General features: G+C 71.1%; 24 protein-coding genes and 1 riboswitch. Of the genes, 11 read left to right on the top strand and 13 right to left on the bottom strand.

The window, feature by feature from the left end:
* Positions 1 to 18: 18 nt before the first annotated feature.
* Positions 19 to 105: riboswitch (ZMP/ZTP riboswitch) on the bottom strand.
* A 17-nt stretch (positions 106 to 122) separates the two neighbouring features.
* A complete protein-coding gene (locus tag ACFZDJ_RS17885) occupies positions 123 to 1,067 on the bottom strand; it encodes a hypothetical protein (protein ID WP_390936057.1) in 945 nt (314 codons plus the stop codon).
* 59 nt (positions 1,068 to 1,126) lie between these two features.
* Here ACFZDJ_RS17885 and ACFZDJ_RS17880 point away from each other — a divergent pair, with 59 nt between their 5' ends.
* Positions 1,127 to 1,756, top strand: a complete 630-nt coding sequence (locus tag ACFZDJ_RS17880) for a MarR family winged helix-turn-helix transcriptional regulator (RefSeq protein WP_168514466.1) — start codon at positions 1,127 to 1,129, stop codon at positions 1,754 to 1,756.
* 24 nt (positions 1,757 to 1,780) lie between these two features.
* On the opposite strand, the gene ACFZDJ_RS17875 is transcribed toward ACFZDJ_RS17880, so the two are convergent.
* Positions 1,781 to 2,146, bottom strand: a complete 366-nt coding sequence (locus ACFZDJ_RS17875; protein WP_101402610.1) for a nuclear transport factor 2 family protein — start codon at positions 2,144 to 2,146, stop codon at positions 1,781 to 1,783.
* A 172-nt stretch (positions 2,147 to 2,318) separates the two neighbouring features.
* On the opposite strand from ACFZDJ_RS17875, the gene ACFZDJ_RS17870 reads away from it, so the two are divergent.
* Positions 2,319 to 2,615: a hypothetical protein gene (locus tag ACFZDJ_RS17870; RefSeq protein ID WP_391060020.1), complete on the top strand. Its 297-nt coding sequence runs from the start codon at positions 2,319 to 2,321 to the stop codon at positions 2,613 to 2,615.
* Positions 2,616 to 2,759: 144 nt separating this feature from the next.
* Here ACFZDJ_RS17870 and ACFZDJ_RS17865 read toward each other — a convergent pair whose 3' ends face one another.
* Positions 2,760 to 4,514 carry an ABC transporter ATP-binding protein gene (locus ACFZDJ_RS17865; RefSeq protein WP_384918246.1) on the bottom strand — a complete coding sequence of 585 codons (1,755 nt, stop codon included), beginning with the start codon at positions 4,512 to 4,514 and terminating at the stop codon, positions 2,760 to 2,762.
* Positions 4,515 to 5,416: 902 nt separating this feature from the next.
* On the opposite strand from ACFZDJ_RS17865, the gene chvE reads away from it, so the two are divergent.
* Entirely contained in the window at positions 5,417 to 6,505 is a 1,089-nt protein-coding gene (chvE, locus tag ACFZDJ_RS17860; protein ID WP_391060018.1) for a multiple monosaccharide ABC transporter substrate-binding protein, read from the top strand.
* Between the two features lie 45 nt (positions 6,506 to 6,550).
* Here the strand turns inward: chvE and ACFZDJ_RS17855 are convergent, their stop codons facing one another.
* On the bottom strand, positions 6,551 to 6,985 hold the full coding sequence (locus ACFZDJ_RS17855; protein ID WP_391060016.1) for a tetratricopeptide repeat protein: 435 nt from the start codon (positions 6,983 to 6,985) through the stop codon (positions 6,551 to 6,553).
* Between the two features lie 155 nt (positions 6,986 to 7,140).
* Here ACFZDJ_RS17855 and ACFZDJ_RS17850 point away from each other — a divergent pair, with 155 nt between their 5' ends.
* Positions 7,141 to 7,314, top strand: coding sequence for a hypothetical protein (locus tag ACFZDJ_RS17850; protein WP_391060014.1), 174 nt, complete (start codon positions 7,141 to 7,143; stop codon positions 7,312 to 7,314).
* 247 nt (positions 7,315 to 7,561) lie between these two features.
* Here ACFZDJ_RS17850 and ACFZDJ_RS17845 read toward each other — a convergent pair whose 3' ends face one another.
* From ACFZDJ_RS17845 to ACFZDJ_RS17830, 4 genes are all read right to left on the bottom strand, one after another.
* The gene (locus tag ACFZDJ_RS17845; protein ID WP_391060012.1) at positions 7,562 to 10,339 is read right to left on the bottom strand and encodes an alpha/beta hydrolase family protein; all 2,778 of its coding nucleotides are present in this window, start codon (positions 10,337 to 10,339) and stop codon (positions 7,562 to 7,564) included.
* Between the two features lie 257 nt (positions 10,340 to 10,596).
* Positions 10,597 to 12,510 (bottom strand): SMI1/KNR4 family protein, encoded by a 1,914-nt coding sequence (locus tag ACFZDJ_RS17840; RefSeq protein WP_391060010.1) that lies wholly within the window; start codon positions 12,508 to 12,510, stop codon positions 10,597 to 10,599.
* Positions 12,511 to 12,643: 133 nt separating this feature from the next.
* Entirely contained in the window at positions 12,644 to 12,880 is a 237-nt protein-coding gene (locus tag ACFZDJ_RS17835; RefSeq protein ID WP_391060008.1) for a hypothetical protein, read from the bottom strand.
* Positions 12,881 to 12,943: 63 nt separating this feature from the next.
* Positions 12,944 to 14,083, bottom strand: a complete 1,140-nt coding sequence (locus ACFZDJ_RS17830; protein ID WP_390936041.1) for an inorganic phosphate transporter — start codon at positions 14,081 to 14,083, stop codon at positions 12,944 to 12,946.
* Positions 14,084 to 14,700: 617 nt separating this feature from the next.
* Here ACFZDJ_RS17830 and ACFZDJ_RS17825 point away from each other — a divergent pair.
* The 3 genes from ACFZDJ_RS17825 (at position 14,701) to ACFZDJ_RS17815 (ending at position 17,453) form a co-directional block, all read left to right on the top strand.
* Entirely contained in the window at positions 14,701 to 15,786 is a 1,086-nt protein-coding gene (locus ACFZDJ_RS17825; RefSeq protein WP_168514484.1) for an S-(hydroxymethyl)mycothiol dehydrogenase, read from the top strand.
* A complete protein-coding gene (locus ACFZDJ_RS17820; protein ID WP_384918272.1) occupies positions 15,786 to 16,415 on the top strand; it encodes an MBL fold metallo-hydrolase in 630 nt (209 codons plus the stop codon). The genes ACFZDJ_RS17825 and ACFZDJ_RS17820 overlap by 1 nt, the downstream gene beginning before the upstream one ends.
* Before the next feature lie 123 nt (positions 16,416 to 16,538).
* The gene (locus ACFZDJ_RS17815; RefSeq protein WP_391060006.1) at positions 16,539 to 17,453 is read left to right on the top strand and encodes an SDR family oxidoreductase; all 915 of its coding nucleotides are present in this window, start codon (positions 16,539 to 16,541) and stop codon (positions 17,451 to 17,453) included.
* A gap of 2 nt (positions 17,454 to 17,455) precedes the next feature.
* Here ACFZDJ_RS17815 and ACFZDJ_RS17810 read toward each other — a convergent pair whose 3' ends face one another.
* Positions 17,456 to 17,992: a hypothetical protein gene (locus ACFZDJ_RS17810; RefSeq protein ID WP_391060004.1), complete on the bottom strand. Its 537-nt coding sequence runs from the start codon at positions 17,990 to 17,992 to the stop codon at positions 17,456 to 17,458.
* An 18-nt stretch (positions 17,993 to 18,010) separates the two neighbouring features.
* On the opposite strand from ACFZDJ_RS17810, the gene ACFZDJ_RS17805 reads away from it, so the two are divergent.
* Positions 18,011 to 18,787 (top strand): glucose 1-dehydrogenase, encoded by a 777-nt coding sequence (locus ACFZDJ_RS17805; RefSeq protein WP_391060002.1) that lies wholly within the window; start codon positions 18,011 to 18,013, stop codon positions 18,785 to 18,787.
* Here ACFZDJ_RS17805 and ACFZDJ_RS17800 read toward each other — a convergent pair.
* Positions 18,753 to 20,171, bottom strand: coding sequence for an aminotransferase class I/II-fold pyridoxal phosphate-dependent enzyme (locus ACFZDJ_RS17800; protein ID WP_390936030.1), 1,419 nt, complete (start codon positions 20,169 to 20,171; stop codon positions 18,753 to 18,755). The two genes, ACFZDJ_RS17805 and ACFZDJ_RS17800, sit on opposite strands and share 35 nt — an antisense overlap.
* Before the next feature lie 181 nt (positions 20,172 to 20,352).
* On the opposite strand from ACFZDJ_RS17800, the gene ACFZDJ_RS17795 reads away from it, so the two are divergent.
* Positions 20,353 to 21,048, top strand: a complete 696-nt coding sequence (locus tag ACFZDJ_RS17795) for a L,D-transpeptidase family protein (protein ID WP_390936216.1) — start codon at positions 20,353 to 20,355, stop codon at positions 21,046 to 21,048.
* A gap of 25 nt (positions 21,049 to 21,073) precedes the next feature.
* Here ACFZDJ_RS17795 and ACFZDJ_RS17790 read toward each other — a convergent pair whose 3' ends face one another.
* The gene (locus ACFZDJ_RS17790) at positions 21,074 to 22,276 is read right to left on the bottom strand and encodes a Gfo/Idh/MocA family oxidoreductase (protein ID WP_391059999.1); all 1,203 of its coding nucleotides are present in this window, start codon (positions 22,274 to 22,276) and stop codon (positions 21,074 to 21,076) included.
* A gap of 179 nt (positions 22,277 to 22,455) precedes the next feature.
* On the opposite strand from ACFZDJ_RS17790, the gene ACFZDJ_RS17785 reads away from it, so the two are divergent.
* Together ACFZDJ_RS17785 and ACFZDJ_RS17780 are read left to right on the top strand one after the other, a co-directional pair.
* Positions 22,456 to 23,655, top strand: a complete 1,200-nt coding sequence (locus ACFZDJ_RS17785; RefSeq protein WP_391059997.1) for an ROK family protein — start codon at positions 22,456 to 22,458, stop codon at positions 23,653 to 23,655.
* A gap of 76 nt (positions 23,656 to 23,731) precedes the next feature.
* Positions 23,732 to 23,920 carry a hypothetical protein gene (locus tag ACFZDJ_RS17780; RefSeq protein WP_095850844.1) on the top strand — a complete coding sequence of 63 codons (189 nt, stop codon included), beginning with the start codon at positions 23,732 to 23,734 and terminating at the stop codon, positions 23,918 to 23,920.
* 91 nt (positions 23,921 to 24,011) lie between these two features.
* Here the strand turns inward: ACFZDJ_RS17780 and ACFZDJ_RS17775 are convergent, their stop codons facing one another.
* On the bottom strand, positions 24,012 to 25,394 hold the full coding sequence (locus ACFZDJ_RS17775) for an alpha-lytic protease prodomain-containing protein (RefSeq protein WP_391059995.1): 1,383 nt from the start codon (positions 25,392 to 25,394) through the stop codon (positions 24,012 to 24,014).
* Positions 25,395 to 25,509: 115 nt separating this feature from the next.
* Positions 25,510 to 26,340: an SAM-dependent methyltransferase gene (locus ACFZDJ_RS17770; RefSeq protein WP_391059993.1), complete on the bottom strand. Its 831-nt coding sequence runs from the start codon at positions 26,338 to 26,340 to the stop codon at positions 25,510 to 25,512.
* Between the last annotated feature and the right edge of the window lie 102 nt (positions 26,341 to 26,442).

Here is a 26,442-nt window from a genome sequence, read left to right as displayed (position 1 = left end):
GCTCCTGAGCGTCGCTGACACAATCGCCCAGGCGCGCGGCAAAGACCGGTTCGTCAGGCCGCTCCCCGGTGGTACTCCACCTCAGCGCCAGTCACGGCCCGCGACCAGGGTAGCTCCTACGATCAGCTGCCCGACTCGGCGGCAGCGGGCGGTGCCGTCGGATCGACCCCGGCCATGAACCCCCTGGCCTGTGCCTCGGTGGTCACGGCGCCGATGGCCCCGGCCCAGCGGGCGATCTCGCGGACCAGCGCGGCGGCCCCGGCCTCGTCGCCCGTGTCGCGTGCCAGCACCGCCAGGAGCAGCTGCTGCGAGAGGGTGCCGGGGACGGTCCCGGCCCGGGCGCCGAGCTCGGTCGCCCTGCTCCAGCGCTCCCTCGCCCGCGCGTGGTCACCGCGGTCGTGGTCGTGATCACCGAGGTGCCGCAGCGCTTCACGCGCGAGCAGGTCGTCACCGGAGTCGTGTGAGTCGCCCGCTTCACCTTCTTCGCCTGCCTCACCCGCCGCACCGGCGCGCAGTGCGGCTTCGTAGTGGCCGGGCGCGAGGTCCCGCTCGGCGAGGAGATTGTCGGCGACGAGGCCCAGATACATCTCGGCCCAGCCCCGGCGCACGTCGTCCGGGGCCTGGTCGCGGAGCCGCTCGGCGTGCGTGCGCAGGGCGGCGAGCGCGTCCGGGTCCTTGCCGTCGGGACCGGCACGGAAGGCGCCGTCGACGCGCACCTGCCCGAGGTAGCCGTGGCGCAGTCGATGGAGGTCCAGATCCCAGCGGATGTCGGGGTGCGCCTCATCGGCGGGTTTCCCGGCGAGGCTCTCGATGAGCACCTCGACGAGCTCCTCGGCGGCGGCGAGCCGTGGCCCCGCGAGGGCGGTCCCGCCGAACCAGTCGCTCTCCAGGGCGACTTCGGCGGCGGCCACGGCGAGGCGTGCACGGGCCCGCGGATCGGTCGCCTCGGCCGAGTCGAGCAGGCGCGTGGCGCGCTCCCAGCGACCGCCGATCCTCAACTCCCTTGCAGAGGCGATGAGTTCGTCGAGCGGCACGACCGTACGAAGGGTACTTGCGGTGTTCGTCATGGCAGGAAAAGTAGTAATCGGAAAAACTATCCACAAGAAAACCATCTACGGAGGGGCGCATGGAAGATGTGAAGGCGGGAGACGTGAAGGCGGGAGACCTGAAGGCGGAGGAGGCGAAGGCCGCGCGGGGGCAGGCTTCGGCGGCGGACTCGGTCGACCGGCATGTCGCGATCTGGGTGAAGGAACTCGACTGGGTGGATCCGGTCAAGGAGGAGATCTTCGTCCGGCTCGCGATCCTGGCCCGGCACGCGGCCCAGGCCCGTCGCGACGTGCTCGACTCCGACGGGTTGCAGCACTGGCAGTTCAAAGTACTGCTGATGCTGCGCAGACTCGGCCCGCCCTACGCGGCGAGCCCCTCGCAGCTCGCCGACATGCTCGGGCTGACCCGCGGCGCCCTGTCGGCGCGGCTCGGTCCGCTGGAGGAGGCGGGGCTCATCGCCCGTACCCACCACACGGCCGACCGGCGTCGTGTGGAGGTGCGGATCACCGACGCCGGATACGCCGCGTTCGAACAGCACGCGGTGTCGGAGGACAGGGGTGAGAACGCGCTGCTCGCAGTACTGACCCCAGCAGAGAAGCGGACGCTCGCAGACCTGCTGCGGAAACTGGTCGGGGCAGCCGAGGCCGCCCCGAGCGCGAGCGACCCATCGCGGCCTTCGCCGAGAAGGTCCAGGTCAGGCGAGAGTTGATCTGGACCTTCGGCCAGTTCCTTCCTACTCGTCCCATGCCTGCAGCAGCGTGTGTTCGACGATCTTGCCGTCGCGCAGCGAGACCATCGAGCTGGCCAGTACCCGCACGCCGTCCGGGTACTGGCAGGACTCGGTGAACGCGACGTGGTCGCCCTGGACGACACACTCTTCCAACTTGTGGGTCATGTCGCGGCTGTACACATCGTTGAGCATCTCGGCGATCTCGCCGCGACCGTGTTTGATCATCGGGTGGCTTGGCTGGGTGTTGCGGTCGACGATCGTCATTTCCGCGTCGTCCGCGTAGAGCGACAGGAGATCTGCCGCATTGTGTCCTTCTATGCCCCGGCGTAGCGCTTCGGTGTCGAAGGCGGGGCCTGCCATGGTGCCCATGTCGACCTCCTTGGAAGGCCGCGGTCCAGCGAGGAGGGGACCGCGAAGGGCCTCTCTACCGAGCGTCCTCCGCCCCATGGCCCACGGCAAGCCCAGCCGGTGCGATGCGCCTCTCGGGTGAGGAGCGGGGGACGGCCGTGACCGCGCGCCGTCCGGGGCCGTTGCTGCAGGCATGATCTCAACACGACGTATGGTCGCCGCCGTTGGTCTCGCTGTCGGTGTCACGGGCCTTGCCGCGCCGATGGCGTCCGCGGCCGCCGCCGAGGCCCCGGACGCGGGGAAGCTGAACCCGATCACCCAGCTCGACGCGCTCGCCGTCAGCGACATCCCCGCGGAGCACCAGGCCGACATCCCGCGGATCCCCGACCAGCTGGCCGGACTCAACCGCCTGAACGACCTCAACCAGTTGCACCAGGTCACCGACCTGGTCGCCCCCGTCACCGGACTCCTCCCGGGCCTCCAGGCCTAGGGCCTGCTGTTTGGATCGGGCCTGGGCCTGTCCGCCAGTGTCTGCCCGCGTCTGCCCCCGGCATCCCGTGCCGGGGGCAGACGCGTATGTCGTGGGCCGAGTGAAGGAAACTTCGCAGGGAGAACGCGCGACGATCCGCTCTCCTCAGCCCGCCGTCGCGAGGAACTGGGTCGCGGCCAGCTCCGCGTAGAGCGGGTCTCCGGCCACCAGTTCCCGGTGGGTGCCCACGGCGCGTACGCGGCCCGCGTCCATGACGACGATACGGTCGGCCATCGTCACGGTGGACAGCCGGTGCGCGACCACCAGGACCGTGGTCGTACGGGCCACATCGGCGACCGTGTCGCGCAGCGCGGCCTCGTTCACCGCGTCGAGCTGTGAGGTCGCCTCGTCCAGGAGCAGCAGGCGGGGGTGGCGCAGCAGCGCGCGGGCGATCGCGACCCGCTGGCGTTCGCCGCCCGAGAGCTTGGTGCCGCGGTGCCCGACGAGCGTGTCCAGGCCGCGCGGCAGCCGAGCGACCAGCCCGTCGAGCCGGGTCGTCCTCAGCACACGCGTGACATCGGCGTCGTCGGCCTCCGGGTTGCCCAGCAGCAGGTTGTCGCGCAGGGAGCCGGACAGGACCGGGGCGTCCTGCTCCACGTACCCGATGGCCGACCGGAGCCGGGGCAGGTCCCACTCCTCCAGGGGGCGGCCGTCGACCGTGATGACGCCCGCCTCGGGGTCGTAGAACCGCTCGATCAGCGAGAACACGGTGGTCTTGCCGGCGCCGGAGGGGCCGACGAAGGCGGTCATGCCGCGGGCTGGGACGGCGAAGGTCACGCCGTGGTGGACGTACGGCAGGTCGTCGGCGTACCGGAAGCGGACGTCGTCGAAGGCGAGCGCGGCCGGTGCGGAGCCGGGGGCCGGCAGCGGCGCGGGCAGGGCGTCCGGTTCGGCGGGCAGCCGCAGCGCCTCCTGGATGCGGGCGAGCGCGGCGGCACCCGTCTGGTACTGGGTGATCGCGCCGACGACCTGCTGGATCGGCGACATCAGATAGAAGACGTAGAGGAGGAAGGCGACCAGCGTGCCGACTTCGATCGCGCCGGTCGCGACCCGCGCGCCGCCCACCGCGAGGACCGTGATGAAGGCGATCTGCATCGCGAGACCGGCCGTGTTGCCCGCGGCCGCCGACCACTTGGCGGCCCGTACGCTCTGCCGCCAGGACTCCTCGGCCGCCGCATGGATGGTCTGCTCCTCCCGGTGCTCGGCACCCGACGCCTTGACCGTGCGCAGCGCGCCGAGGATCCGCTCCAGCGAGGCGCCCATCACGCCGACGGCGTCCTGCGCCTGCTTGCTGGCCCGGTTGATGCGCGGCACGATCACGCCGAGCACCGTGCCCGCACACAGGATCACCGCCAGGGTGACGCCGAGCAGCACCACGTCGACCAGGCCCATCATCACCACCGTCGCCACCAGGGTGAGACCGCCGGTGCCGATGCCCACGAGCGAATCGGTGGTGACCTCGCGCAACAGCGTGGTGTCGGAGGTGATGCGGGCCATCAGGTCGCCCGGTTCGCTGCGGTCCACGGCCGGTATCCGCAGCCGCAGCAGATACGAGGACAGGGCGCGCCGCGCGCCGAGCACCACCGACTCGGCGGTGCGCCGCAGTACGTACGAACCCATCGCCCCCACCGCGGCGTTGGTGACCACCAACGCCGCCATACCGATGAGCGCCCGCCCGATGGACCGGTCGTGCGAAAGGTCGTCGATGAGCCCCCGCGCCACCAGCGGCAGCACCAGACCGGTGGCGCCGGTCGTCAGCGCCAGCAACGCGCCCGCCAGCAGCGCCCATCGATGCGGTCGTACGTACCCGAGAAGCAGCCGCCAGGCGGGCTGTCCGGCGTGCGGCTCTGCGATGCTCACGGTGCTCCTAGCGGGAGTTCGGTGCGGAGCATTCAGGCTACGTCGGCGCGGCCCCCGGAGAGGAACGGGGCACCCGCCGCGCGGGGAGGGCCGGTCGAGGACGACGGCGAGCGTCAGCGGGTCTCGCCCCGTCCGGCAGACGGTCGTCGACCATGCGGACCGGTACCTCGCCCGGGCCCAGTTCGAGGTGTGTGTCAGGGGCGGCCTCGCCTGCCTCACCAGTGGCGCAGTCCTGTGAGGGAGCCCAGGACCGAGCGTCGAGGGAGTATATCTCCAACACTTTTCCGGAACCCTTACCGGTCCTCCCCCGTTGACACCCCGCGCCCTCCCTCCTAGGGTCACGCCTACGTTCCGAACGTGTGACGACATTTCGAACGGTTGGAAGGCAACTGCCCTGTGCATCACCGGAGTTGGAACACACGTGGACGTAACCCCGCGGCGCGGCCTGACGTGCGTTCAGGTGTACTCCGACAGAGGGGGCACGCGAATCGGCAAGACCCGGACGCCTGGGCCACGACGCGCCGATCGGCGATCCGCGAGGCATCGAGGCTCTTGAGTCCCGACTCCACAATGTTGCGGAGAACCTGACTGCCGGTCACCTCGGCGCGGAATACGGGTGGCTCACTCCCATGGAGATGCGCACCAAAGACCCCCGACGACCTCGGCGGTTGCGCGCGCATCTGCAAGGTCGCCGAGCTGATCCGCAGCGGCGCACCGCTCTACCTGAAGCTCGGGCCGTCCAGGGCGCCCGGGATCCACCCGTGCGGCACCCATACGCGGGGCCCTGAGCCTGGACGCGGCACGGCCGACTCGCGCTCGACCTGCTCGCTCCACCGCCGCCTCGCATACATCTGATACGCCGTCATCTTTCTCAACGACGAGAAGAACAAGGAACGATCACCATGCGCAATCGCAGAGCCGCCCTCGCCGCCATCGCCGGAACTGCCTCCGTCGCCCTCACCATGTCCGCCTGCGGCGGCCAGAACAGCACGGGCAGCTCCAAGGGCGGCACCATCGGCATCGCGATGCCGACCCAGGCCTCCGAGCGCTGGATCACCGACGGCAAGAGCGTCGTCAAGGACCTGCAGGCCAATGGGTACAAGACCAAGCTGGTCTACGGCGAGAACGACCCGGCGACCCAGGTCTCGCAGATCGAGAACCTGATCACACAGGGCGTCAGCGCACTGATCATCGCGGCCATCGACAACAAGTCGCTGAACAAAGTGCTCCAGCAGGCCGCCGACGCCAAGATCCCGGTGATCTCCTACGACCGGCTCATCCTCGGCACCAAGAACGTCACCTACTACGCCTCCTTCGACAACGAGCAGGTCGGCCGGCTCCAGGCCCGCTACATCATCGACCAGCTCGGCCTGGAGCACGGCAAGGGCCCGTTCAACATCGAGCTGTTCGCCGGCTCCAGCGACGACAACAACACCAAGTACTTCTTCGCCGGCGCGTTGCACCTCCTGCAGCCGTTTTTGGACAGCAAGCAGCTGGTCGTCCAGTCCGGTCAGACCGAGCTCAACCAGGTCACCACCCTGCGCTGGGACGGCGCCACCGCGCAGAAGCGCATGAACAACATCCTCACCACGTCGTACAAGACCAGAAAGGTCGACGCGGTCCTGTCGCCGTACGACGGCATCTCCATCGGCGTCCTGGCGGCGCTGAGGGCGGACGACTACGGCTCCCTCAGCAAGCCCCTCCCGGTCATCACGGGGCAGGACGCCGAACTCGCCTCGGTCAAGTCCATCATTGCGGGTCAGCAGTCGCAGACCGTCTACAAGGACAGCCGCCTGCTCGCCGACGTCGCCGCGAACATGGTCGACGACGTGCTCAACAAAAGGAAGCCGCAGCTCAACGACACCAGGACCTATGACAACGGCGCCAAGGTCGTGCCCGCCTACCTGCTGCAGCCCATCAGCGTCGACAAGACCAACTACGACAGTGTTCTGGTCGCGGGCGGCTACTACACCGACGCCGAGCTCAAGTAGCCGCACGACCGATGCATCTCGAAGTGGGCCGGGGCGAGCTGCTCTCTAGCCCCCATGGGGTTGCCTCAGGGCGAGGGTGGCGCGGTAGGCGGCCAGGGCGCGGACCAAGGGGTGGGAGAAACCGAGGCCCACGATGACATCGGCGAGTCGTGCCTCCAACATTGTCCGGTGATCTTCGAGCCGGTCCAGGCGCAGGAGGAACACCAGAACGCAGGCGGCCGCCATGAGTGTCTCGCGATGCGTCGGCCCCAGGCTGCGGTCCGCCTCGGCCAGCGCCGCCTCGGCGGCCGCGAGCGCGAGGGAGATGTGGTCCCGTGCCTTGTGGACGAGAGCGATGCGGTACTGCGCGGAGACGACGACGGGATGCCCGCTGCCGAGCGTGCGCCGGCCCTTCTCGATCGCTTCCAGGAACGCCGCCTCGGCCTCCTCCAACCGGCCCTGGTCGCGCAACAGCGTGGCGCGCTCGACGAGGGCCGCCACCGTCTGCTGGGTTCCTTCGCCGGAGTTCTCCGACAGGCGTGCGACGATCGCCTCGATCTCGCTCGGGTCGCGCGGCCCCTTTGTGCCGGCATCCGGCCGTCGATCCGCAGGAAGTGGTGGGTTGCCGAATTCTCGATCGTGCCGCCGAGCGTCCGGTGCCAGAACGAGCTTTCGGGCTCCAGCTCGGCGGCGTCCGCGGGAGGACGGTCTCGCGTGCGCTCGGCGGCATCCGCGGAATGCACGCCACCGAGGGCTCGCGAGACGACGCGGTACGCATCACCGCACTCCTCTTCGACGGCCTGCGCTACGGTGCCGAGGCCGCGGCATGAGCCGACGTCAGCCCGGCCGAGTCCCGAGCCGACCCCCGGTGTTCGTGATCCAGCGGGCTCCGGAGCACGTCCCGCCGCAATGGCCGGACGGCCGCTCCCGGCAGATACACGTCGATCTGAGGCGCACGATGATCTGCTCGCCTTCTTCGACGGGCGGGCAGTTCGGTGAGCGCGCCTGCAGCTCGCCGGAGGCTGTGCACACGCAGGGGGCATGGACCACCCTGTCCATGCCCCTGCGCAGGGCGGCTTACGGTGCGTCCACCACCGTGCCCGTCAGCACGGGACGGTCGGGAAGCGGTTCGGCGTTGTCGTCGGTCAGCGCGAGGCGTACCGACTCGGCCGGCTCGGCCAGTTGGTCCGTCACCGTCGGCACGGTGAAGTCGGCGCTGGTGGTCCCGGCCGGGATGTCCGTCCACACCCACAGGTTCGCCCGGGAGAGTGCGCGCTCCGGGTCGGGGAGCTCACCGGCGTGGTCCATCAGCCACCGCGGGTCCACGTCCTTGGTGGACAGCTCGGCGCCCTCGGTGACCGGAAGCACCCGGACCGGCTGCGAGATGTCCACGCCGGCGGCCTCGGAGAGGGTGATCCGCCACTTGAGCGTCCCGCCCTCGGTCACCCGGTCCGTGACCGGCGTCAGGGTGACCGAGGGCGCGGGGTCGTCGTTCACCGCGGTGACCCCGCCCCGGTACGAGCCGATGACGGCGCCGTGCACGGCCTTCGCGACGACGTCGTACTGCTCGTCGTAGCCGAAGCGCGTGTCGCCCTTCACCTCCACCGTCACGTCGATGGGGTCGCTGCCCGGTCGTACCGTGACCAGCTTGTCCCTGGCCTGTCCGGTGTCCGGGTCGAGGACGGAGAAGCGGACCTTGCCGCTGCCGTGCCCGGAGACCTGGACGGGGACGTGGTAAGTGAGAGTGCCCGAGTCGCCCTCCTTGACGGTGAGTCGGCCGATGTCGACGCGCGGCAGCGTCGCGGCCCTGGCCGCCGGGGCACCGGGGGCCCAGCCCCAGGCATCCATGAGCCAGGCCCGTCCGGACGGTGAACGCGGAATCAGTTCAAGGGACTTGACGTGCCCCAGGTCGAAGCCGACGCGGGAGGCCGCGGTCAGCGGGACGCGCAGCTCGCGCGCCCAGTAGGAGGCGGTGCGCTCGGTGCCCGGCAGCCCGTCGACCTGGACCCGGCCGAGCTCGGCCCGGCGGCCGTTGGAGTCGGTGACGGCCACGTCCAGCTCGGTGCCGGTCGTGTTCGGCGGCACGAACACGCGCAGCGCCAGGCTCTTGGCGCCGGCGAGGGACACCGGAGCGGCGGGACGGACCTTGGTCGCCGCGCCCGGCGCCGACCACTTCAGCGCGACCGCGCCGCGGCCGGCCTCCTTCTGCGTCCACCACCGCGCGAAGTGCGGCGACCTCCCCGCGGCGTCGGGGTCGAGGCACGCCACGGCCGGGTCGGGATCGAGCGCCGAGCACAGCCTGCCGCCGGTCACCTTCACCGGGGCGTCGGGCAGGAAGCCGCCCGTGCGGCGGGCGCCGACCGCGTGGGTCAGCACGCGGGCCGGGTCGGCCGAGGGCGCGCGCCGGCCCGAGCCGTCGAGCAGCGGGCGTACCCGGTCGTCGTCGGCGACGAACAGCCGAGCCGCGGCGGCGATGTAGGTCGCGCCCGCCTGGTGCTGCTGGTCGGCGGTCAGCCGGGTGCGGGTGCCCGTGGAGCACACCGGGTCGGGCTGCTGTTCCGGGTCGACCCAGAAGTCGTCGAAGGAGGGTGCCTCGGACTTGCCCGGCGTCCACTCGGTGTTGAAGAAGTTGTGGTTGGCGCCGACCACGTAGACGGCGCTGTGCAGTGCGGTGCCCCGGCTGACCCCGCGCGTCCCGTCGACGTACACCTCGCCCTGGAGGTCGGAGACGTCGCCGTCGCAGCCGGGGAGGATCGTCGTGGACGGCACGTCGGCCACCGGATTCTGGCCGAAGATCGTCGGTCCGATGAGGACGGTCCCGCGGATCTTCCAGCGCACCGGGCCTCGGTAGCCGTCCTGTGCGGCGGGCGGTGGGTAGAGGCTGTCCATGGCGGCCCGGTTGACGCCCTCGCCGCCGCGCGAGTGGCCGACCAGCAGGACGCGGGACAGGTCGGCCTCGGCCGCGTCGGGCACGGCCGCCGGGGCGGTGCCCGGGTGGGCGGCCCAGCCGGCCCACCTGGCGAGGTGCTGCCGGACCAGCGAGGAGCGCGCCTGCGCACCGCCGTCCTCGACCTCCCCGTCCTGGCCGTTGATGCCGTTCGCCGAGATCGACACCGTCACATAGCCCTGGGAGGCCAGTAGTTTCTGGTCCTTCAGGTAGCCCTTGTGGCTCGGGATCGGCTGGGTGCCGGCCGAGCAGGGCCACTCAAGGGTCACGTCGTCCTCGGACCCGCCCGGCTTGAAGCAGGTGGGGTGGCGGCCGTGGAGGAACAGTGCCAGCGGTCGCTTGCCGGTGGCGCCGGCGGGCGCGACGACGACGGCCTGCATCTCGACCGGCTGGGCGAAGCCGGGCAGCTTCACCGGGTCGAGGTGGTACTCGCCGGTGACCGTGCGGTACCCGCCCGGCCTGCCCGGGTCCACCGAGTTCGCCGGGAGTGGCGCCGGGGGCTGCGCGGCCTTCAGGGAGTTCTTCGGTTTCTTACCGGTGGTGTCGGCGGGCGCGTCCAACCGGCGCCCGGACGCCAGGACTTGAAGGTCCTTGAGCGGGGTGGCTCCGTGGAGAGCGAGCCGGAACGTGTGGCCGTCCTTGGCCGCCTTCGGTAAACCGAGGAGTCGGCCGGCCGCGTGGAACTCGACGCGGGCGTCGCCCACGGGCACGGCCCTGTCCGACCGCCAGACCAGCTCACGTGCGACGCCCTCCCCGGTGACGTGCCAGCCCGGCGGCAGTGCGCTGTCCGCCTTCTCCGTCAACGACTGTGGCTGGGACGGATGTTGGGCCTGGGCCAGTCCCGGTGAGCCCGCCAGGGCCGCGAGCACGGCCACGGCGGTGACCGCTATTCGCCGGGTACGGTTCAAGGATCCCCTCCTCGCACTTCGAGCGCGGGCGTCCCGTCGGTGCCGGGAGCCCCTCGCGCCTCGAAGGAAGCGAAACGGGACCTGTGGGTTGCCTGTGTCAGGGAAGTGTGCCCGCGCAGGGCAAGAATCGGGTCACCGGGGACTCCCCGCGCGGACACCGGCGAGAGGCTCTCACCGCGGGCCGAACTCCCACTCTCCCTAGGGGACTTCTCGGCCGCGCGGTCGATGAGGCGACGACGGTCCGCGCTGGTATGACGTCACGGCCTTGAGCGGACCACGCTCAGCGTCACATAGCCCTCACCGGGGCCCGGCGGCCGGTTCCAGGGACGGGTCCGGAAGCTGTGGAGGCGTCCGCGTCCGAGGGCGAACCGTGGCAGCCGGACGCCGAACTCGGCGGCAAGGGCCTCCAGGGCACGGCGCTCGCCCAGCCGTTCGGCGTGCGGGTCGTCCTGCGGGAAGAGACGGTCCGGGTCCAGGGCGGCCGGCACGGACCCCCGTCTGCCGACCGAGGTCCCCCGTACGGTGAACGCGTACCGCTCCTCGCCGTTCTCCGAGACGGACAGATGGAAGACACCGGGACGGAGGGGGCCGGGCGGCTCGCTCCACACCGTCACCGCACGGGTGCCCCGGGAAGCGGCGACGCCCGGGGAGACGAACCGCTGTTCGTCGAACCTCCCGCCCGGCGCCGCCTCGAAGGCGACGCTCCAGCCGGGGCCCGCCCGGCCGACGGCGGCCAGCGCCTCGTCCTCCCACGTCACAGTCCGGTTGCCGGGGAAACGCGTGCGCGAGTTCCACAAGGTCGTCGGCGCGTTCAGCACGGCGTCGTCGGGGGTGCCGACACGGGCGGGCAGCTCGGCCGGCGCCACCGACTCCACGAGGACGAAGCGGTACGACGTCAGGAAGTTGCCGGGATCCCCTTCCGCCAGCCAGGCCAGGCCCGGCGGGTCCAGGTCGGCCGTGGGCGCCGGCGCGTCGCCCCACTGTCCGGCCCGGGGCGTGGCCAGCAGTTCCCGGCCCCGCTCCGGGGTGATCAGGGGGCCAAGGAGCGGGTCGGCGCACAGGCCGACCGGCGCCAGGTGCTCGGGGCCGACCGGCCGCCACTCGGGCAGTGCGGCGCGCAGGGTGCGCCAGGCCGCGTCCCCGTCGCCCCAGCGCGCCAGCTCCCGCGCCTCCTCCACGGCACGGCCGAAGGGGCCTTCGGCGGTGTAGCGGAAGGTGCCGTCCCCCACCTGCCGCAGGATCTCGTCCGTCGCCTCGCGCACCTCGTCGCCGGCGCCCCCCAGGTGGCGGCCCGACAACGGGCGGTCCCGGTGATGCCGCACGTCCTCGGCCGCCAGTACGGCCAGAAACTCCGGCGCGTACAGCGGGTCCGCCGTGAGCCCGGGGAAAGACACCATGTACGTCTCCCCGAGCAACCGGCGGATCTGGTCGCGCAGCCCTTGCGCCCGGGGCCTGCCGTACTCGATCGCCTCCGCCAGGGACGCCGCGGCCCGCTCGTACCTCCCGCCCAGCGCGTCCAGCCGCGCGGCCTCGACGGACGCGTCCAGAGCCCTCGTCGTCGCGTTGACGAACTCCGCCCCCGCCCGCTCCGAGCGGCTCACCTGCAGTCCGTGAAACTCCCGGTACATCGCCTCCATGAACGCGCGGAACGACGCGTACCGTTGCGGAGGACTCGCGCGCCACGACGCGTAGCAGTACACGGCCCACTCACCGGCGTCGTCCACGTCCCCCGGGTCCAGCAGCACGTGGACCGCGTCCGACTCCACGTCCAGCTCCAGCGCCCGCCCCCACATCCCGGCGAGCAGCACGTCCTCGGGCGTGGGGTCGTCGTCCAGATCACCGGGAAAGTACTCCGCGAGGCCCGCCGCGTCCTCGTGCCGGCGCACCGCGTCGGTACCGGCCAGCAGCCAGACGAAGCCGCCCGCATGCCGCCAGCCGTCGCTCACCGCCACAAACGTCCGGTACGAGGGCGGCAGCCGGTGCCCGAGGCGCTCCTCCAGGGCGCGGATGCGCTCCTCGGACGCGGGCGGGAACCCCAGCCGGCGCGTACGCAGAGGCTCCTCGTCCCGCACGGGTCGCTCGCCCGACGGCGCGCCGGGGTCTTGTGCGTCTGCCCATTCCTGGCTCCAGCGCGCCAGGAAGGACCGCCAGTCGGCCATGATGTCCGTCATGTCGGCGATCCTGCCAGCCGCCACTGACAACGCCCCTGTCGCGTCGGGCAGTTCGGGTCCGCAGAGCAGGCCTCGGGCCTGGAGCCCGGAGGACCGGGTCCGGCATGAGCGGGTGCCTCGGGTGCGACGGATGTCAGGCGCCGATGATCAGGGTGAGTCCGTAGACGGCGACCGCCAGGCACGCTCCGAAGCACAGCACCGCTGCCGCGGTGGCCGTCCGGTTGGCGCCGCGGGCGCGTTCTCCGCCTCCGCCTGCGCCGTCACCACGGGGCCAGACGGCGATTCCGACAGAGAACAGCACGACCGTGAGCAGCGTGATCCCGAGGCTCACACCGCACACGCCGGCGAGGGTGGCCCAGTGGATGTCCATCGCCGCGTCTCCTTTCGCTGTCGGCCGGGAACGGCTTTCGCTCTCGGCCGGGACGGCCGGCTCTCACGCCACAGGCTGTTCCACGCACTCGGACGGCCGGGCGGGCAGTTCGTTGACGTTGTCCGGGGTCACGGGTCGGTGGCGCGACAGCGCCCAGAACCCGGCCGCCGCCGCGGCCGCGACGGCGGCCACCAGGGCCACGCCCGCGGTGCCGTGACCGGCGGTCCAGGCCGCCGCGCCGCCGACGGCCGCCGCCGCGGGCAGCGTGAGCAGCCAGGACAGCGCGATGCGCCCGGCCACGCCCCACCGCACCTGGGCCAGCTTGCGGCCCAGGCCCGCGCCCAGGATGCTGCCGGTGCACACCTGCGTGGTCGACAGGGGGAACCCCATGTGGGACGAGGCGAGAATCACGGCCGTCGCGCTGGTCTCGGCCGCGAAGCCCTGCGGCGCCTCGATGTCGGTGAGCCCCTTGCCCATGGTGCGGATGATTCGCCACCCGCCCGTGTACGTCCCCAGCGCGATCGCCATTCCGGAGATGAGTACCACCCACCAGGGCGGCCCGGAGTCGTGGGCGAGCGCCCCGGTGGAGATGAGAGCCAGGGTGATGACACCCATGGTCTTCTGCGCGTCGTTGGTGCCGTGGGCCAGCGCCACCAGCGACGCCGAGCCGACCTGCCCCCGGCGGAATCCGCGCCGGGACTGGTCGGGGTCCGTCCGCCGGGTGATGACGTACGCGAAGTAGGTCGCCAGCAGGGCCACGACACAGGCGACGAGCGGCGAGACGATTGCGGGGATCAGGATCTTCTCGACGATCGCTCCGAACTGCACCGCGGATGCGCCGGCGCCGACCCACACCGCGCCGATCAGCCCGCCGAACAGCGCGTGCGACGAACTCGACGGCAGCCCGGCGAGCCAGGTCAGCAGGTTCCACAGGAGAGCGCCGACCAGCCCGGCGAAGATCATCACCAGGGACACCTTGGCGTCGTCCACGATGCCGCCGGAGATGGTTTTGGCAACCGCCGTGGACAGGAACGCGCCCGCCAGATTCAGCGCTCCCGCGACGGCGACGGCCACCCGCGGTCTCAGGGCCCCGGTGGCGATCGACGTCGCCATCGAGTTGGCCGTGTCGTGGAACCCGTTGGTGAAGTCGAAGGCCAGGGCCGTCAGGACGACCACGACGAGGAGGAACGAGACGGTACCCACTGGGGGACCTCCGAAGACAGGACGGCCCCCGCGTCCGCCGTGCCGTCCCCCGCCCGGACGTCTTCAACGCTAGGCGGCTCCTCCCGGGCCCGCGACCGGGGCCCGGCTCATATGACGGGCTCGGCTCATGGCGGACCCTGTCTGCCCCTCCGACGCCGACGGAGGGGCAGACCGTGCTCGCCGCTTGCCACGAACGGGTCGTCGTCCAGCCCTGCGCGCACAGCTGCGTCTCGCGGTCCGTCGCGGACGAACTCCGCGCGGGCCGGGGCCTCGACCCCGTCGGTACCCCCAACGGGGTGGCGCGCGAAGGGTTCGCGACCACCCGTCCCGCGGCTCGCGCTGTCCGGCGCACCTGCCTCGGGCCGTACGTCCTGACCGTCGGCCGGATCGGCCGACGGCGGCGCGTACCGGATCGGCCGACGGCGGCGCGTACCGGATCGTTCGAGGCGAAAGCGTGGCCGAGCGAGGTGGCGAAGGCCTCCTTGAGGGAGGGCCGGCCGCCCGCCACCCCTGGACCGGGGCAGCCGCACGCCACCTGGCGTTCTCCCGGTCGGTTACCGGCGGGTCACACCGTAGGGTCGGTTGACGTACGTCGATCTACGGAAGGGTTCACCACCATGGCGCAGGAAGTACGTGGCGTGATCGCCCCGGGCAAGAACGAGCCGGTGCGCGTCGAGACCATCGTCGTGCCGGATCCGGGGCCGGGAGAGGCCGTGGTGAAGATCCAGGCATGCGGGGTCTGCCACACCGACCTGCACTACAAGCAGGGCGGCATCAACGACGACTTCCCCTTCCTGCTCGGCCACGAGGCGGCCGGGATCGTGGAGTCGGTCGGCGACGACGTCACGGACGTGGCTCCCGGCGACTTCGTCGTCCTCAACTGGCGTGCGGTGTGCGGGCAGTGCCGGGCCTGTCTGCGCGGGCGGCCCTGGTACTGCTTCAACACGCACAACGCCAAGCAGAAGATGACGCTCAAGGACGGCACCGAGCTGTCTCCGGCCCTGGGGATCGGCGCCTTCGCGGAGAAGACCCTGGTCGCCGCCGGACAGTGCACCAAGGTCGACCCCGCGGTCTCCCCGGCGGTCGCCGGGCTGCTCGGCTGCGGGGTGATGGCGGGCATCGGCGCCGCCATCAACACCGGCAACGTCGGCCGCGGCGACTCCGTCGCCGTCATCGGCTGCGGTGGCGTCGGCAACGCGGCGATCGCCGGAGCCCGGCTGGCCGGCGCCGCGAAGATCATCGCCGTCGACATCGACGACCGGAAGCTCACCACCGCCTCGAAGCTCGGCGCGACCCACACCGTCAACTCCACCTCGACCGACCCCGTCGAGGCGATCCAGGGACTCACCGGCGGCTTCGGCGCCGACGTCGTCATCGACGCGGTCGGCCGCCCGGAGACATACAAGCAGGCCTTCTACGCCCGCGACCTCGCCGGCACGGTCGTCCTCGTCGGCGTACCCACCCCCGAGATGAAGCTCGAACTGCCGCTCCTCGACGTCTTCGGACGCGGCGGCGCCCTCAAGTCGTCCTGGTACGGCGACTGCCTGCCCTCCCGTGACTTCCCGATGCTCATCGACCTGCACCTCCAGGGGCGACTGGACCTGGACGCGTTCGTGAGCGAGACGATCGCCCTCGACGGGATCGAGGCCGCCTTCGAGCGGATGCACCACGGTGACGTGCTGCGTTCGGTGGTGGTGCTGTGATGAGCGCCCGGATCGAGCACCTCGTCACCTCGGGTACGTTCTCGCTCGACGGCGGCACCTGGGACGTCGAGAACAACGTGTGGATCGTCGGCGACGACCACGAGGCGATCGTCATCGACGCCGCGCACGACGCCGACGCCATCGCCGCGGCGGTGGGCGACCGGCGGCTGCTGGCCATCGTGTGCACCCACGCCCACAACGACCACATCGATGCCGCGCCCGCCCTCGCCGAGCGCACCGGCGCCACGATCTGGCTCCACCCCGACGATCTGCAACTGTGGAAGCAGACCCACCCCGACCGGCTCCCCGACGCCTGGCTGCAGGACGGGCAGGTGATCGAGGCGGCCGGCGCGGACCTGACCGTCCTGCACACGCCCGGACACGCCCCGGGCGCGGTCTGCCTCTACGACCCGGGCCTGGGCGCCGTCTTCACCGGTGACACGCTCTTCCAGGGCGGCCCCGGAGCCACCGGGCGCTCCTTCTCCCACTTCCCGACGATCGTCGAGTCGATCCGCGAGCGCCTGCTCACTCTCCCTGCCGACACGGTCGTCCGTACCGGGCACGGGGACTCGACCACGATCGGTGCCGAGGCCCCGCATCTGGAGGAGTGGATCGCGCGCGGTCACTGACCGGGCCGGGCCCGTCGCGACACACCAGCGAATCACGACAGGAGATGTCCGGATTCCGCGGGACTCTCGTGGGGACACACGGGCGAAGGCAGCCCGTGAACGCCACGAGCACGGAGGTCGGACATGCCAGGGCCGTTGGACGGCAGGGTCGCGCTGGTCGCGGGCGCGACCCGCGGAGCGGGCCGAGGGATCGCGGTGGAACTCGGCGCGGCCGGCGCCACCGTCTACGTCACCGGACGCAGCACGCGCGAACGCCGCTCCGAGTACGACCGTCCCGAGACGATCGAGGACACCGCGGACCTGGTCACCGCGGCCGGAGGCGTCGGCATCGCGGTGCCCACCGACCATCTGGTCCCCACCGAGGTCGAGGCCCTGGTCGCCCGCATCGCCGGCGAACAGGGCCGCCTCGACCTCCTCGTCAACGACGTCTGGGGCGGCGAGAAACACTTCGAGTGGGACACCCCGCTCTGGGAGACCGACCTCGACCAGGGCCTCGGGCTGCTGCGCCGGGCCGTCGAGACGCACGCGATCACCAGCCACCACGCACTGCCCCTGCTGCTGCGCACCCCCGGCGGTCTCGTCGTCGAGATGACCGACGGCACCGCCGAGTACAACCGGGACACCTACCGCGTCTCCTTCTTCTACGACCTCGCCAAGGCGTCCGTCCTGCGCATGGCGTTCTCCCTCGGCCACGAACTCGGCCCGCGCGGCGCCACCGCCCTCGCGCTCACCCCCGGCTGGCTGCGCTCGGAGATGATGCTCGACACCTTCGACGTCAGCGAGGAGAACTGGCGGGACGCCCTCGAGCGCGTCCCGCACTTCGCCATCTCCGAGACGCCCTTCTACGTCGGCCGTGCCGTGGCCGCGATGGCCGCCGACCCGGACGTCGCGCGCTGGAACGGCCGCTCGCTCTCCAGCGGGCAGCTCGCCCAGGAGTACGGCTTCACCGACCGCGACGGCAGCAGGCCCGACGCCTGGCGCTATCTCGTCGAGGTCCAGGACACGGGCAGGCCGGCGGATGTGACGGGGTATCGCTGAAATCAGGTGTGGTGCACCGGCTGCAGCGGCCAGCGAGCAGAGTGGCCCGGGGGCAGCGCCAGATCGTCCCGCACGGCCGCGTAGTAGCCCTCGCGCCCGGCGCGCTGCCGCTCCAACAGGGCCTGCCACGCCTGCGGGTCACGCGTCCCCTCGCGCAGGAACTGCTCCATCTCCATCACCCCGACCACCCACGTCCGGGCCCGCTCCACCACCTGCGGACTGCCCAGGAGGATCAGCGCCTCGCCGGACGGATCCCGTGCGAGGGTGGCCTCGGCCAGCAGCGGCGCGGCCTCTTGCGGGGACAAGGGGTGCGGGTGCGGGTCGTTGCCCAGGTATGACGCCACCCGGTAGGTCAGAGTGACGCTCTTCTTCAGCGACCGCGCGTAGTCGGCGTACACCGAGAGCCGCCGTTCCTCCCACCGGGCCGCCCGCTCCCGTTGGAAGCGGGCCCGGTCGCCCCGCACGATCGCCAGATACGAGCCGAGGGCACCGATGACCACGCCGATCAGTGCCGGAAGTTGTTGTATGAACGCGGACATGGGCGCACGGTATCTGTCATGAGGCGCTTTGAAGGATACGGAGTTCTGATCACGGGCGCGGCCCGCGGCATCGGCGCGGCCACCGCCCGCCGGCTGGCCGAGGAGGGCGCTCAGGTGCTCGTCACGGACGTGGACCCGGCCGAGGCGGAGAAGACGGCCGCATCGATCCGCGAACTGGGGGCGCGGGCCGAGGAGTTGGCGTGTGACGTGGGGGACCGGGCGGCGGTGGAGGCGGCCGTCGCGTACGCCGTGGACTCCTTCGGCTCGCTCGACGTCCTGGTCAACAACGCGTACGGGTGCTCTCCCGACGCCCCGCTCTTCGAGGACGAGCCGGACGAGGTGTGGGCCCATGACCTCGACCTCACCCTGACCGGCGCGTACCGCTGCAGCCGCGCGGCCCTCCCGCACCTGGTGGCATCGGGCCGGGGCGCCATCGTCAACATCGGCTCGGTGAACGGCATCCAGGACTTCGGCAACCATGCCTACAGCGCGGCCAAGGCGGGTCTCATGTCCCTCACGCGCACCCTCGCGGGGCACGCGGCCCCCCGCGGTGTGCGGGTCAACCTGGTCGCGCCGGGCACGGTCCGCACCACGGCGTGGGAGGGCCGCGAGGGCGATCTCGCCCAGGCATCGGGGGTCTATCCGCTGGGACGGGTCGGTGAACCGGACGACATCGCGGCCGCCGTCGCCTTCCTCGCCTCCCGGGACGCGGCATGGATCACCGGGACCACGCTGTGCGTCGACGGCGGCCTCACGGCGGTCAACACGGCTTTCCGGAAGGCGGTCCGACCGTGAGGGCGGCCGACCGCAGGACGGAGAACACCCTCTCGGTGTCGGCCTTGGTCGTACGCCAGTTGCTGAAGGCGGCCCGCAGCCCCTGCGTCCCCGCGTACACGGTCGGCGTCACGAAGGTCTCGCCCGAGGCCGCGACCGCCGCCGCCAGCGCGTGTACCCGCTCCCTCGTGGGCTCGTCCGCGAGGGTGAAGCAGACGACGTTGAGCCGGACGGGTGCCAGGAGCCGCAACTCCGGTACCTCCGTGATGCGTTCGCCCAGCAGCCGGGCGAGCGCGATGTTCCGCTCGACGATCTCGCGATGCCCCTCGCGTCCGTACGCCATCAGCGAGAACCACGCCGGGAGCGCCCGCAGCCGGCGCGAGTTCTCCGGCGTGAGGTGCAGGAAGTCGGGGTCGCCGGTCGGCAGGCCCAGGTACGGGGACTCGTTGTGGAAGACCCGGACCTGAAGGTCCCTGCGGCGCGTGAACTGCACGGCCGCGTCGTAGGGGACGTTGAGCCACTTGTGCAGGTCGACACAGACGGAGTCGGCCGCGTCGAGCCCGTCGACGAGCCGCGCGTACGACGGTGACAGCGCGGCGAAGCCGCCGAACGCCGCGTCCACGTGCAGCCAGAAGTCGTACCGCTCCTTGAGCGCGGCGATGGCCCGCAGATCGTCGAAGTCGACGGTGTTCACGGTTCCGGCGTTCGCCACGACGACCGCCGGGCGCCCGTCGAGCGCATCGAGGGCGGCGGCCAGCCGCTCGACGTCGACGGCCTCACGGTTCCCGGACAGCACCGGCACCGTACGCAGCCGGTCCCGGCCGATGCCGAGCACGGACAGCGCCTTGGTGACGCTGGAGTGCGGGGAGCCGGACAGCACGTCGACCGGTCCGAGCGCGGCGGCGCCTTCCCGTGACACGGACACGCCCAGCCGCTCGCCGAGCCACTCCCGCGCGATCGCCAGACCGACCGTGTTCGAGACGGTCGCGCCGGTCACGAACGCCCCGCTGTGCGCCTCGCCCAGTCCGAACAGCTCGCGCAACCAGCCCACCGTCTCCCGCTCCAGCGCGCTCGCCGAGGATCCGCCGCCGCCGGACACGTTCTGGTCGTACGCGCCGGTCAGCCAGTCCCCGGTGAGCGAGGCGGGCGTCGCGCCGCCGGTGACGAAACCGAGGTAGCGCGGGCCCGCGGAACCGGAGAATCCGGGCGCCCAGCGCTCGGCGAACCGACTCAGCGCCCCCTGCGCGCCGTGCCCCTCGGCGGGCAGGGGCTCCGGGTCGGGCACCTTGCCGGAGTGGGCGACAGGACGCCCGTCGAGTCCGTCCACCTCCCCGGCGGCGAAGTCGCGGGCGGACTGCAGGAGCTCGGGAAGCCGGGAGAGATCGTCGGCGAGTGTGCGGTGCATGGCGGCAGCGTAGATCGGGCGGCGCACTGGGAGCCTGGTCCAATTCGGGGTCACTGGACTGCTCGCAATGTCACCGTTTCGTCGCAGACCGGACAGCCGTACAACGCCTGCGCCCCGACGTGGGTCTAGCAGGCGGAGAACGAGGGAAACACCGGTGAACACGCAGACAGAAGGGCCTGACATGGGGGACATACGCAGACGGGGAGCCGTCGCTCTGGGCATCACCGGACTGGTCGCGCCGCTGACGCTCGCGCTGGGCACGGCGCCCGCGCAGGCCGCGAGCTGCACGACACAGACCGGCCCGTACCAGAAGCAGGTGGAGAAGTTCCTCGGCCGACCGGTCGACGGCCGACAGTCCACCGCCGACTGCAAGGCGATCCAGGCCTTCCAGACCAAGCACGGCATCACCCCGAACGCGGGCTACGCCGGGTCCGTCACCTGGGGCGTGATGGACCTGATGAACAAGCAGAAGGCCGTCGGCAACAAGCCCAACAAGGACGGCAAGTGTCCCGTCAACAAGGGCCGCATCGCCTGCGTCAACCTGACGCTCCAGCTCAGCTGGATCCAGGACGGCAGCAGGCTCGTCTACGGTCCGGTGCCGGTCCGCACGGGACGCGACGGCTACGAGACCCGCACCGGTCTGAAGAAGATCTACTGGCGGGACATCGACCACGTCTCGGACATCTACAACGTGCCCATGCCCTACAGCCAGTTCTTCGACGGCGGTCAGGCCTTCCACTCGGTCGGCCTGAGCATGTGGAACCCGCCCGGCTCGCACGGCTGCGTCAACATGACCTCGACCACCGCCAAGAAGTACTGGTCACTGCTGAAGAACGGCGACGACGTCTTCGTGTACGGCCGCAAGCCGGGCACCTGACGGCACCCGGCCCCGCCCGGGGACCTCACGCTTCGGGCGCGTCCCCGAAGTCCGGGATCTCCAGCCTGGCCCCGCCCTGCCGCGCGGACTCGTGCGCGACGATGCCCGGCAGGGTGTAGCGGGCCGCGACCCACGCGTTCACCGACGGCAGCGTCCGGGTGTTGACCGCGGTCACGAAGTCGTCCACCAGGAAGTGGTGGCTGCCCTCGTGCCCGTTGTGCAGGTGGTCGAACTCCCGGGGGAGCCGCGCCCGGTCGTGCACGGGCGCCGACCCGGACGTGAACGCGGACCGCAGCGCCGGCGCGATGTGCTGGAGCGAGGGATCGTCCGGCGCCAGCGTCGGCTTGGGCTCAAGCAGCTCCGTGATGTCCCGCACCCCCTTCTTGTCCTGCCAGAAGCTCACCGTCGCGAGCTGTTCCATGCTGGCGTCGGTCCCGAAGAACCGGAAGCGCGACTCCCGGATGTGCGAGGGATAACCGACCCGTCGGAACTCGTTCGTACGGAACGAGCCGCCGCCCGCCACCTCGAACAGCGCGGTCGCGTTGGAGAAGTCATTGCCGAACTGGCTGACCTCCTTGTCGAACACCCCGTCCCCGCGCTCGTCGCGCACCCCGATCGCCGACACGCTCACCGCGTGCGTACGCCAGGCGCCGAGCACCCCGCCCACCGAGTGCGTCGGGTAGAGCAGCGGGGGATAGCTGGCGGTCGCCTTCCAGTTCTCGCCGCCGCTGTACTGGTAGGCCTCGTAGAACCCGAGATCCATGTCGTGGACGTAGTCGCCCTCGGCGTAGAACAGCCGCCCGAAGGCGCCCTCGGCGATCTGGTTGCGGGCGTGCACCGTCGCCGGGTTGTACTGGCTGGTCTCGCCCATCATGTACGTCAGTCCGGTTGTTCGTACGGCGTCGATGATCGCCGCGATCTCGTCCCGGGTGATGGCCATCGGTACCGCGGAGTACACGTGCTTGCCCGCCCGGAGTCCCTGGAGCACCAGCGGACCGTGGGTCCAGCGCTGGGTGAAGATCGCGACGGCGTCCACGGCCTTCGACTCCAGCATCGCCTCGTACGAGGGGAAGGTGCCCGACAGCCCTTCGGCTGCCGCCAGTTCGTCCGCCCGCTCGGGGAGCAGATCGGTGACGTGGACATCGCCGACGCCGGGGTGGGCGAGGAACAGCTTCGCGAACTGGCCGGAGAACTGGCCGGCGCCGACGATGCCGAGAGAGAACGTCATCTGAGCAACATCCTTCACTGGTGGAGACTTCACGGGTCGGGCTCGTCCTGGACTCATTTACTTTTGATGCGGAACAATCAAGGCGTCAAGAGTCCTGTGCGCATCCTTTCCGGCGAACTGCCGTGCCATAGAGTGGCGCCATTACTTCTGAGGCGAAATAAAATCTTGTGGGAGTCCTCATGACCACACGTGCCGAGGCCGGCTGGCCGCCGCTGAGTCCGGGTGAGCGTGCGGTGGCGATCGAGGTGCTCGTGCACGGACCGCTGTCGCGCAGCGAGATCGCGCGCCGCCTGAACCTGTCGGCGGGCAGTCTCACCCGGCTGACCAAACCGCTGATCGAGTCCGGCCTGCTGATCGAGGCCGTCGAGTCGGGGGAGGGAGAGAGCGCGGAGGTGCGGCAGGGGCGTCCCTCACAGCCGCTGGACATCGTCGCCGAGTCCCGCTCCTTCATCGGATTCAAGATCACCGAGGACATGGTCTACGGCGTCGTCACCACGCTGCGCAGCGACGTCGTGGCGCGTCATGACCGCCCGCTGACCACCCACACCCCGGCCGAAATCGCCGATCTGCTGGCGGAGATGACCGAGGAACTCACCCGGTCCCTTCCCACACCGGCCGGCATCGGCATCGGAGTCGGCGGCCGTGTCGAGAAACGATCGGTCGTCGCCGAGTCGGCCTTCCTCGGCTGGACGGACGTCCCACTCGCCGAACTCGTCGAACGGCGCACCGGGTTGCCGGTGGTCGTCGAGAACGACGTCGCCGCCCTCGTGGAGGCCGAGACCTGGTTCGGCGCCGGCCGTGGGCTCGACCGTTTCGTGGTCCTCACCATCGGCGCAGGGATCGGCTACGGCCTCGTCCTCGGCGGCAGCCGGGTCGCCTCCGTCGAGGACGGGCGGGGCGTGGGCCGCCGCTGGATCGTGAACCCGTACGGTCCCCTCACTCCCGAAGGGGAACGCGGCAGCGCCATCTCCCTGTTGACCATCCCCAGCATCCGCTACCAGGTCAGGGCCGCCACCGGCGAGGACCTGACCTACGAGGAGATCCTCGCCCGTGCCGCGGCGGGTGACCGGCTGCCGGCCCGCGTCCTCGACGAGGCGGCCCGCGCGCTCGGCACCCTCGTCGCGCAGATCGCCAACTTCGCCATGCCGCAGAAGATCCTGCTCGCCGGGGAGGGCGTCGGACTCGTCGATGTGGCGGGCCCGGTCGTCGAGGAGACCATCCTCACACACCGCCACCCGCAGGCCGATCCGGTCGACCTGGAGACGAAGGTCTCCGACTTCCACGACTGGGCGCGCGGGGCCGCGGTGCTGGCCATTCAGGTGCTGGTGCTGGGGACGGAGGAGGGACGGTCAGCAGGTGCGGAGGGTGATCCCACGTAGGACGAGTGATCAGGTTCACGGTCCGTAATGTCGCAAGGCGCACCTTTACTCACATCACCTTCACGCCAAGGCCCGTATGCTTCACACCATGTCCACCACTCCTGAAACCGACTCCGTGCGGTCCGCCGCCGATGTCAACGAGGAGATTCGGGCCCTCTGGTTCCGGGCCGGTGGGACGCTGAGCATGGAGGAGCGGCGGGAGTACCAGCGGCTCGTCCTGGAGTGGGCGGAGGCCGCCCCCCAGTCGCCCATACAGGCGGCGTGAGTCCGCTCGGCCGCCCCGCGGGCCCGTGACGGACGGGGCGTGACTCCTGGTTGCGAGTCTCCGCCCCGTTCCCTCGTCCGCAGCCCCGGCCTCAGCCCCAACTCTGCGAGTACTGCCGCCGGTAGCGGTTGCGATCCTGTTCCGTGCGGATGTACCGCGTGGCGACCAGCGCGATGATGCTGCCGGCGATGACCAGCAGCCCCGGGCCGAGGTTCTGCGGGTCCGTGAGGCGGGTGAGGAGCGGCTCGGAGGAGCCCGAGCCGACCGCCTGGACCGAGCCGGGCGCTGCGGATCCCGGCACGACGGCCGCGCCCTGCGAGGACGCGGGGGCGGGGGAGGACTGGGCGGTGGCTCCCGCCGCGCCCTGGGCCGCGGCCCCCGGTCCGGTCAGTTTCACCCCGAGCGCCGTGAGCGCCTTGGTGATCGGCTGGAAGAACGTCGTACCGCCCGCGGTGCAGTCCCCGTTGCCCCCCGAGGTCACGCCGAGCGCGATGCCCTCAGAGAACAACGGACCGCCGCTGTCGCCCGGTTCGGCGCACACATTGGTCTCGATCAGACCGGTCACGGTGCCCTCGGGGTAGTTGACCGTCGCGTTGAGCGCCTTCACCTCACCGTCGTGGAGTCCACTGGTGCTGCCGCTGCGGAAGACCCGCTGGCCGACCGTCGGATCGGCGACGCCGATGATCTGGACGCCCTTGCCACCCCCGATCGAGACGATGTTGTTACCGGTGTCGTTCTGACCGTTGTTGTACTGGATGAGGGAGAAGTCGCTGCCGGGGAACGCCGTGGTGACCGTCTGCCCCAGCTGCTTGGCGCCCTGGTTGTCGCCGAACCAGACGGACCCGGCCGGCCCGCAGTGCCCGGCCGTCAGGATGAACTCGTTGCGTCCGTTGGTCACGTTGTAGCCCGCCGAACAGCGCCCGCCGGTCGAGAACATCGGCAGGGCGGCGTTGAGCCGTGTGGTGAACGTGCCCTCGGTCCGCTCCATGCGGACCGAACTGCCCATGCTCTCGGCGAGCTTCTTCATCCGGGACCAGTCGGCGGCGGAGACGGTGCGGTCGGCCTGCACCACCACCTCGTTGTGGACATAGTCCATGGCCCAGGCGGTGCCCGCGACTCGTGGCGCCGCCTTCAGCGCCTTGGTCACGGACTTGAGGTCCTCCATGCTGTGGCTCACGACCTTGGGGCGGGCGCCCGCCTTCTCCACCTCGGCCGCCGCGGCCGAGTCGGTCACCGCGACCACAGGGCGCCCGTCGGCGGCGATCCAACTGCCCGCCGTACGGGAGGTACCGAGGGTCGACACCAGGCCCGCGCCCTTGCCCGCGGCGGCCAGGGTGGCGCTCTGGGGGGCACGTGACGCGGCGGACGGCTCGCTCGCCATGGCGTGCGTCACCATCAACCCTCCGCAGAGGACCCCGCCGACGGCCGCGAGTCGCGCCCCCCGTCGGACGATCCGTCGTCGTGCGTGCCTCATGCATGGGCTCCCGAAGCCGTACGGTGCGGCGTCTACGCCGCCGGGGCTCCGGTCGTGAGCCCTCCTTCCATACGTGCGCCCGTGCCCCCGCGTTCACCCTCGGCCGTTCTCAGGTTCAGGTTTTGCGGCCCACCCCGCCGAACATGGCCACTTCCGCCGGTTCGTCCCCGTCCGTCGCCTCCGGCCGCCAGCGCGAACAGGAGACGACACCGGGCTCCAGGAGATCGAGACCGTCGAAGAACCGGGCGATCGCCTCGGGGGTGCGCTGGGTGATCCAGGGTGTGCCGTGCTGGTTCCAGTAGGAGACGGCGGCATCCACGTCCGGCATCGCCGGGCTGGTGATCGTGTGCGAGAGGACCAGATGGCTTCCCGAGGGCAACCCCTCCAGCAGTCGGCGCACGATGTCGTACGCCTCCACGTCGTCGCCGATGAAGATGACGACCCCGAGCAGCATCAACCCGACCGGCTCGCTCAGGTCCAGCGTCCTCGCGGCGCGTTCGAGGATGGCGTCCACATTGCGAAGGTCCTCGTCGAGATGGTCGGTGCGGCCCTCCGGGGCACTGGTGAGCAGGGCGCGGGCGTGCGCCAGGACCAGCGGGTCGTTGTCGACGTACACGATCCGGGCGTCCGGGGCGAACCGCTGCGCCACCTCGTGCGTGTTGTCCGCGGTCGGCAGGCCGGTGCCTATGTCGAGGAACTGGCGTGTTCCGCACTCGGCGATCAGATGGCGTACGGCGCGTCCCAGGAACAGCCGGTCCGCCCGCGCGTAGTCGCCGATACCCGGGTGCAGTTGACGGATCCGCTCCCCGGCCGCCCGGTCGACCTCGTAGTAGTCGCCACCGCCGAGCCAGTAGTTCCAGATCCGGGCCGTGTGCGGACGCGTCGTGATGATCCGGCTGAGCACTTCCTCGGCGGGGAGGTTCGAGGCGGCCGGGTTCTCGGGCACGGAATCAGCTCCTGGGCGTTTCCTGAGATGACGTGGCAACCGGCAATGTAGGCGTCAACAAGTCGGCGGGAAAGGGAAGTCGCCACTCTCCTGCCGGCCGTA

Source organism: Streptomyces sp. NPDC007896, assembly GCF_042959425.1.
Classification (GTDB): Bacteria; Actinomycetota; Actinomycetes; order Streptomycetales; family Streptomycetaceae; genus Streptomyces.
The sequence above is the reverse complement of the archived record's forward strand: the minus strand, read 5'-3'. Positions and strand labels throughout refer to the sequence as shown.

Bases quoted from the DNA above. Each gene is read 5' to 3' on its own strand.
- ACFZDJ_RS17885 (WP_390936057.1), bottom strand. From the start codon at position 1,067: ATGACGAACACCGCAAGTACCCTTCGTACGGTCGTGCCGCTCGACGAA.
- ACFZDJ_RS17880 (WP_168514466.1), top strand. From the start codon at position 1,127: ATGGAAGATGTGAAGGCGGGAGACGTGAAGGCGGGAGACCTGAAGGCG.
- ACFZDJ_RS17875 (WP_101402610.1), bottom strand. From the start codon at position 2,146: ATGGGCACCATGGCAGGCCCCGCCTTCGACACCGAAGCGCTACGCCGG.
- ACFZDJ_RS17870 (WP_391060020.1), top strand. From the start codon at position 2,319: ATGATCTCAACACGACGTATGGTCGCCGCCGTTGGTCTCGCTGTCGGT.
- chvE (WP_391060018.1), top strand. From the start codon at position 5,417: ATGCGCAATCGCAGAGCCGCCCTCGCCGCCATCGCCGGAACTGCCTCC.
- ACFZDJ_RS17840 (WP_391060010.1), bottom strand. From the start codon at position 12,510: ATGACGGACATCATGGCCGACTGGCGGTCCTTCCTGGCGCGCTGGAGC.
- ACFZDJ_RS17835 (WP_391060008.1), bottom strand. From the start codon at position 12,880: ATGGACATCCACTGGGCCACCCTCGCCGGCGTGTGCGGTGTGAGCCTC.
- ACFZDJ_RS17825 (WP_168514484.1), top strand. From the start codon at position 14,701: ATGGCGCAGGAAGTACGTGGCGTGATCGCCCCGGGCAAGAACGAGCCG.
- ACFZDJ_RS17820 (WP_384918272.1), top strand. From the start codon at position 15,786: ATGAGCGCCCGGATCGAGCACCTCGTCACCTCGGGTACGTTCTCGCTC.
- ACFZDJ_RS17815 (WP_391060006.1), top strand. From the start codon at position 16,539: ATGCCAGGGCCGTTGGACGGCAGGGTCGCGCTGGTCGCGGGCGCGACC.
- ACFZDJ_RS17810 (WP_391060004.1), bottom strand. From the start codon at position 17,992: ATGTCCGCGTTCATACAACAACTTCCGGCACTGATCGGCGTGGTCATC.
- ACFZDJ_RS17805 (WP_391060002.1), top strand. From the start codon at position 18,011: ATGAGGCGCTTTGAAGGATACGGAGTTCTGATCACGGGCGCGGCCCGC.
- ACFZDJ_RS17800 (WP_390936030.1), bottom strand. From the start codon at position 20,171: ATGCACCGCACACTCGCCGACGATCTCTCCCGGCTTCCCGAGCTCCTG.
- ACFZDJ_RS17795 (WP_390936216.1), top strand. From the start codon at position 20,353: ATGGGGGACATACGCAGACGGGGAGCCGTCGCTCTGGGCATCACCGGA.
- ACFZDJ_RS17790 (WP_391059999.1), bottom strand. From the start codon at position 22,276: ATGACGTTCTCTCTCGGCATCGTCGGCGCCGGCCAGTTCTCCGGCCAG.
- ACFZDJ_RS17785 (WP_391059997.1), top strand. From the start codon at position 22,456: ATGACCACACGTGCCGAGGCCGGCTGGCCGCCGCTGAGTCCGGGTGAG.
- ACFZDJ_RS17780 (WP_095850844.1), top strand. From the start codon at position 23,732: ATGCTTCACACCATGTCCACCACTCCTGAAACCGACTCCGTGCGGTCC.
- ACFZDJ_RS17775 (WP_391059995.1), bottom strand. From the start codon at position 25,394: ATGAGGCACGCACGACGACGGATCGTCCGACGGGGGGCGCGACTCGCG.